This window comes from Paracoccus lichenicola (assembly GCF_009708075.1).
Lineage (GTDB): Bacteria > Pseudomonadota > Alphaproteobacteria > Rhodobacterales > Rhodobacteraceae > Paracoccus > Paracoccus lichenicola.
This window is the reverse complement of the sequence record NZ_WMBT01000040.1, coordinates 1-5018: the sequence shown is the minus strand read 5'-3', so window position 1 is coordinate 5018 and position 5018 is coordinate 1. Positions and strand designations below refer to the sequence as shown.

Annotated in this window: 7 protein-coding genes; 3 read left to right on the top strand and 4 right to left on the bottom strand. The window is 53.1% G+C overall.

The features are described from left to right. Window positions 1-99: 99 nt before the first annotated feature. The 3 genes from GIY56_RS18085 to GIY56_RS18075 form a co-directional block, all read right to left on the bottom strand. Window positions 100-1143 carry a hypothetical protein gene (locus GIY56_RS18085; RefSeq protein ID WP_154766228.1) on the bottom strand — a complete coding sequence of 348 codons (1044 nt, stop codon included), beginning with the start codon at window positions 1141-1143 and terminating at the stop codon, window positions 100-102. Window positions 1144-1240: 97 nt separating this feature from the next. Then, window positions 1241-1639 (bottom strand): hypothetical protein, encoded by a 399-nt coding sequence (locus GIY56_RS18080; protein ID WP_196053697.1) that lies wholly within the window; start codon window positions 1637-1639, stop codon window positions 1241-1243. Further along, the gene (locus tag GIY56_RS18075; protein WP_196053696.1) at window positions 1636-2529 is read right to left on the bottom strand and encodes a replication initiation protein; all 894 of its coding nucleotides are present in this window, start codon (window positions 2527-2529) and stop codon (window positions 1636-1638) included. The genes GIY56_RS18080 and GIY56_RS18075 overlap by 4 nt, the downstream gene beginning before the upstream one ends. A gap of 762 nt (window positions 2530-3291) precedes the next feature. On the opposite strand from GIY56_RS18075, the gene GIY56_RS18070 reads away from it, so the two are divergent. Genes GIY56_RS18070 through GIY56_RS18060 form a run of 3 tightly spaced genes read left to right on the top strand, consistent with a single transcriptional unit; the run spans window position 3292 to window position 4484 of the window. Beyond that, window positions 3292-3867 (top strand): helix-turn-helix domain-containing protein, encoded by a 576-nt coding sequence (locus GIY56_RS18070; RefSeq protein WP_154766225.1) that lies wholly within the window; start codon window positions 3292-3294, stop codon window positions 3865-3867. 37 nt (window positions 3868-3904) lie between these two features. Then, complete coding sequence (locus GIY56_RS18065; RefSeq protein WP_230312635.1) at window positions 3905-4192, top strand: BrnT family toxin; 288 nt, start codon at window positions 3905-3907, stop codon at window positions 4190-4192. Next, a complete protein-coding gene (locus tag GIY56_RS18060; protein ID WP_230312634.1) occupies window positions 4185-4484 on the top strand; it encodes a BrnA antitoxin family protein in 300 nt (99 codons plus the stop codon). Before GIY56_RS18065 ends, GIY56_RS18060 begins: the two co-directional genes overlap by 8 nt. Before the next feature lie 18 nt (window positions 4485-4502). On the opposite strand, the gene GIY56_RS18445 is transcribed toward GIY56_RS18060, so the two are convergent. After that, window positions 4503-5018, bottom strand: a 516-nt coding sequence (locus tag GIY56_RS18445; protein ID WP_196053695.1) for a DUF6650 family protein, incomplete at its 5' end; no start/stop codon positions are given.

Genomic DNA, 5018 nt, shown 5'->3' with positions numbered 1-5018 from the left:
GCCCATTGCATTCCGCCTAATGGTGTACTGATCCCTGTGATCCGACGTGCCGTGCTTGCAGTGACCTTTTTGCTTTTTTTGAACCAGTTCATTTTATCTCTAATACAGTGTGATTAGCCGTAATACCTTCTCAGAAGGCTGGTATGCGAGAGAAGCAAGAAGGCGAGTTGAACCACTATCTTGGTCAGCGCCAATTTCTAATATAATATTGAATTTTATTACATTATAATCTTTGTTGTATGACAGATTGTAGATGTAGCTACTGTTGACTTTGGCGCGAATGATTGCAGCAAGTTCACTGTTTTCAACAGACGCGAGACCAGCCCGAGACATTGAACCTGCCTTTTCCCTTTTAAGGTAATCAAGCTTCGCATCATCAATCTTGATTTCAAAATTATCGATAGGTAACGGATTAACCGTTAATGAATTTAAAGAGAAATGCGTATCAGACTCAAAGCCAGAAAAAACAGGCCTTTCTATTTTATATGAGAGCAGAACTCCCATAAGATCATCTGATAAGCTACAACATTTAAACCCATTTTCTTCAAAAGGGTAGCCAATCATGTTGACATTCTCGCTATTGTCTCGATCTGGTTCGTGGCCCTGTAAGATAATTTTTTTATGCTTTACACATAAATTTACCAGCATTGTTGATAGGTAAACTTTGAAGCGAGAAGAATAAGTCATATCAGCTAAGCCAACATAGCCCTTGTATTCGCTTAGCCCTTCATCAATTTTCTCAACCATCGCATCGCTGAGATTGTTTATATAAACAATGTAAAACTGAGTAGGGTGTTGAAATTCAACATTCCTGTTCAAAAGGACTGATTCTTCAAAAGCTTCAAAAACTTCTTCTATTTGTCCAGGCCGGTCCAGGTAGTCACCAACAAGAATGCTGTGACTACTTTCTTTTTCAAGTAATGGAATTAGATGCTTAAAAACATCGTTTCCATACCAATCCGATTCAATTTCTAAGGTGTCGAAAACAAAAGCAATCTCTCTACGCTGACGATCGGGAACAAGTGCGCTCTTAAGTGCATCATAACTTATGCCCTTAATGGACAGCACATCTTCAACGCTCTGTCTTAATCTTTGAATCTCCTGGAACATATGTTCCGGGGAAAGCTTGAAGTAGTCCTGCATGACTTCAAGCATTATATTATTTCTGGCGTTTAAAGTGTGAATAGATTTTGTTTCCATAAGACACCAACCTAATTTTACTGGAAAAGTCTAGTGAAGCTTACGAGTTCTTTCTTTGCCAAGGCCACCATTTAGAAGAAGGGCGGGGTAGGCGCTGATCGGGCAACAATGCTGTGGCCTGCTGCCGCCAACGATCCCGGTCTTCTTTCAGGTCTGCCGCAATCTCGCGCTCACGGTTTAGCATGACCTCCAGAGCTTCAATGCGTTCGAGGAGGCGGGTTCCACCCGGTTCTGCATCGCTTCTTTTGGAACCTTCCTGGGGTTCCAAGCCGAACACTCGTGAGAGTTCTGCTGGGTCAATTGAATAGCTGCCATCCTCATGTCGATTCGCGCTAATCTTCCCGGTTTTAATGGCTCTATTGATGGTAGACTTGCTTTTGCCTGTCAGCTTCGCAGCCTGTGAAAGGGACAGTTCCGTCATAGTTGCGTACTGCGTCATTTAGGAGTTCTCGATGGAACCGATTCTTCATGAACGGAAAAGGCGGCACGGGCAAGATCCGCGTCACGCCGAGTCACGGTGTAACCTCCGGCCGTGAAGGTGCGGCCGACACGATCCGCCCATTCCTTGCGTTCGGCTGGGGGTAGGCCATACCACCAGGCCAAGGCCGGTTCCGCCTGGGGTTCGTCGGCGATGAGGGGCGGGGCATCGTCCATGTCCTGCTGGCGGCGGCGGGCGTTCCGATGGCGTTCGTTCTCGGCCACCGTTTCAGCGGCGTCATGGGGATCCTTCCACTGCCACCGGAAGGTGACGGCATGGACCGACCGCCCCCGTTTTTCTAGGGACATGCTGACCTCGACCGTGCCGTAATCGTTCACCGCCACCAAGGCTGGGTCGAGAACCCAACGCCGAAATTGTCCCCAAACTTCGTAGGACTTTTTGTCGGCCACTCCCATCAGCGAGCGCAGTTCATCCACGGTGAAGGTCCAGAACGGCCGCCCCAGGCGCTTCTTGTCGGCCAGCAGCACATAGAGCTGGCGGCCGTGGCCGGTCAGGCTGTGGGCGGCGCGGGCCTCGATCTTGGCAAAATTCTGCGGGCTGCGCAGGGCGTGTACGCCTGCGGGGGGAATCAGCGCCCGCACCATTGAACCGCCCTGGGTGATCTTCCATTCGGCCAACAGAACCGCGCCCCAAGGGTCGCCGCGCCACTCCCCGCTGAGCTGCACCCCGGTCAGGCGCGTCAGGCACTCGCGCAGCCAGATGTTATCGTTGCGCCCGTCTTCGCCGCGCAACAGTCGAGAGGGCACTTCCAGCCAGACGCTGTTGTCCACCTCGGCGGGGATCCGGGCAGCGTCGAGAGCCGAGGCCAGCTCCCAAACTGCGGAGACCATGGCTGGGGTTAGCGGTTTGTCAGATCGAAGCGCAACAGCGCTGCTTGGCACAGTAATTTCCCTCATAAATGGAGATTATATTTGAGTCATCTCCAGTTCAACGTCTCATTTTTACCCTCCGGCACCTCCATTCAAACCCTCCGGCACCTCCATTCAAACCCTCCGGCACCTCCATTCAAACCCTCCGGCACCTCCACTTTTACCCTCCGGCGCCTCCATTTTTAGCCTTCTAGTGTCAGTGTCGGGTGTCGTGGGGAGCGAAGCGACACGCGACACGCGACACCCGACACTGCATCGAAACTAGCGGCGTGGCACCGCCCGCCCCGAGGCTTGCCAGCCCTTTGGATCGGCGCAGCGCCTCGGGGTGGCACAGGTGGCGAGGGTCAGTTTCTCAATCCCACTACGTCCGGCCTGATGGTTGAAAGATCTGCTGAGAAAATCAGAAAGGCGCTCAGAAGCTCTAGAAGGCCCTCTGGAGGCCGAAGCGCAGAAAGAGCAGAAAGCTCTACCCAAGAACCCGGAACGGGCCTCTAGGGGGTCTCTCCGTGGCTCAGAGAGGGTATCCTTGACCTGTTACTGCCTGTGAACTGCAAAGCGACGATCCTGTCATCTGGCTCTGTCTCGCGGTCTCACGGACCACTGAATCAGACTCGAGATCAGCCTTAAATGTCCCCTTTTTGTGAAGGGTAGTTTTAGGGGTTGTGTAAATGGCAGGAAATGTAACTTGAATACTTCACAATCTCAATTTCGGATACTTCACACATGCCAAAGCGCAAGTTCAGCCGCCTGACCAACGACCAAAAGCAGGCGCTGCGGGGCGAGCTGGACGCGAAGATCCCGGTCACGAATCTGGCAAAGAAATACGGGGTCAGCCGCCGGACGATCTACAACCTCAAGAACCGCTGGGAGGAGCGCCTGCCGCAGTCCCGCAGCAAGGTGTTGACGGTGCGGGTCAGCGCCGAGGACATGGAGCGTCTTGACACCCTGGCGAAGGAGCTGGACCTGAGCCGGGCCGACATGGCGCGGCGGGTGCTGCTCTATGCGGCGGGCGTGTATCACATCGAGCCCCCCGAGGCTGGCGAGATCGCGGCGCTGACCAAGGAGGTGTCCGCGATCGGGCAGAACGTGAACCAGGCCGTGAGGGCCATGAACACGGCCGTTCTGCGTGGCCAGAAGATCTCGCGCCTGCACCTGGACCAGTTGGCCCAGCAGCTGCACGAGATCGCCCGTCACAATGACCAGGCCCGCAGCCTGATGGTCCGCCGCGCCCGGCAGCAGCGGACACATGTCGATCAGATCGTGGAGGCGATGAAGGGCGGGGAAGAAGCACCAGGTTGAACAATTACATTTTTGTAATTACATCTACTTTATGAGAATGCGGTTTGTCTGGGATCCGGCTAAGGCGGAATCGAACCAGCGCAAGCACGGTGTCCGGTTCGAGGACGCCGTGTATGTGTTTTTCGATCCGCTGCACCTGACGGTGCAGGACCGGGTTGAAGGCGGCGAGTATCGCTGGCAGACCATCGGCCAGGTCGGCGGTGCCGCCGTTCTACTGGTGGCTCATACTGTCACCGAGGATGGTCCCGAACCTGTCGAGGTAATCCGCATCATCTCTGCCCGCCGTGCCACCCCGCAGGAAAGGAAGCGATATGCCAATGGTTGAATACACCCTCGACACGCTGCCCCAGCTGACCAATAAACGGCGCGAGGAACTTGCTAAATTAGACGCGCTGCCCGTTGATCAGATCGACACCAGCGACATTCCCGAACTGACCGACGAGCAATGGGCCGGCGCGGTTCGGGGCGGGTTCTATCGCCCCATCAAGCAACAGATAACAGCGAGACTAGACGCCGATGTATTGGCTTGGCTGAAGGCCGGGGGACAAGGCTATCAAACACGTATGAATGCGATTTTGCGGCGTGCCATGATGGCTGAACTCGGTCGCCGCGCCTAAGCAAGCTCCAAACTTAATTTAGGTCTGCTCAGGAGAGACGCCAGGAATAACACTCGCTAGGTCACCTTCAACATCAATGTCGTAGTGAGCTGCTAACAATGCTACCTGATATCCAACCGTAGCGCGATACGACCCGAGAGCAGTAAAAAATCCTGGTCCAAAACGGTTCCGGTCATGTCTGTCAGGGTCCCAGTCATGTACCATATTATGAAAAGCTTCGTTGCAGTTGTCGTGATAACGGCGGCTTTCTTCCCGAATAGTACGAATAGGAATTGTTGCGAAAGCATTGACACCAAGGCGTTGCAGATTACGCGTACATTCTTCTCGTATCTCGTGAACAGACCGTTCAACTTGCTGGGGTACTTCTAATTGCATTGAGTTATATAAAATACGACGATCTTCTAAAAATACAAGAAAAGCTCGCACAATATCTTTTTCTGAAGGGCCTGGATCAGCCCATTGCATTCCGCCTAATGGTGTACTGATCCCTGTGATCCGACGTGCCGTGCTTGCAGTGACCTTTTTGCTTTTTTT

Bases quoted from the DNA above. Each gene is read 5' to 3' on its own strand.
- GIY56_RS18085 (WP_154766228.1), bottom strand. From the start codon at position 1,143: ATGCAGGACTACTTCAAGCTTTCCCCGGAACATATGTTCCAGGAGATT.
- GIY56_RS18080 (WP_196053697.1), bottom strand. From the start codon at position 1,639: ATGACGCAGTACGCAACTATGACGGAACTGTCCCTTTCACAGGCTGCG.
- GIY56_RS18075 (WP_196053696.1), bottom strand. From the start codon at position 2,529: ATGGTCTCCGCAGTTTGGGAGCTGGCCTCGGCTCTCGACGCTGCCCGG.
- GIY56_RS18070 (WP_154766225.1), top strand. From the start codon at position 3,292: ATGCCAAAGCGCAAGTTCAGCCGCCTGACCAACGACCAAAAGCAGGCG.
- GIY56_RS18065 (WP_230312635.1), top strand. From the start codon at position 3,905: ATGCGGTTTGTCTGGGATCCGGCTAAGGCGGAATCGAACCAGCGCAAG.
- GIY56_RS18060 (WP_230312634.1), top strand. From the start codon at position 4,185: ATGGTTGAATACACCCTCGACACGCTGCCCCAGCTGACCAATAAACGG.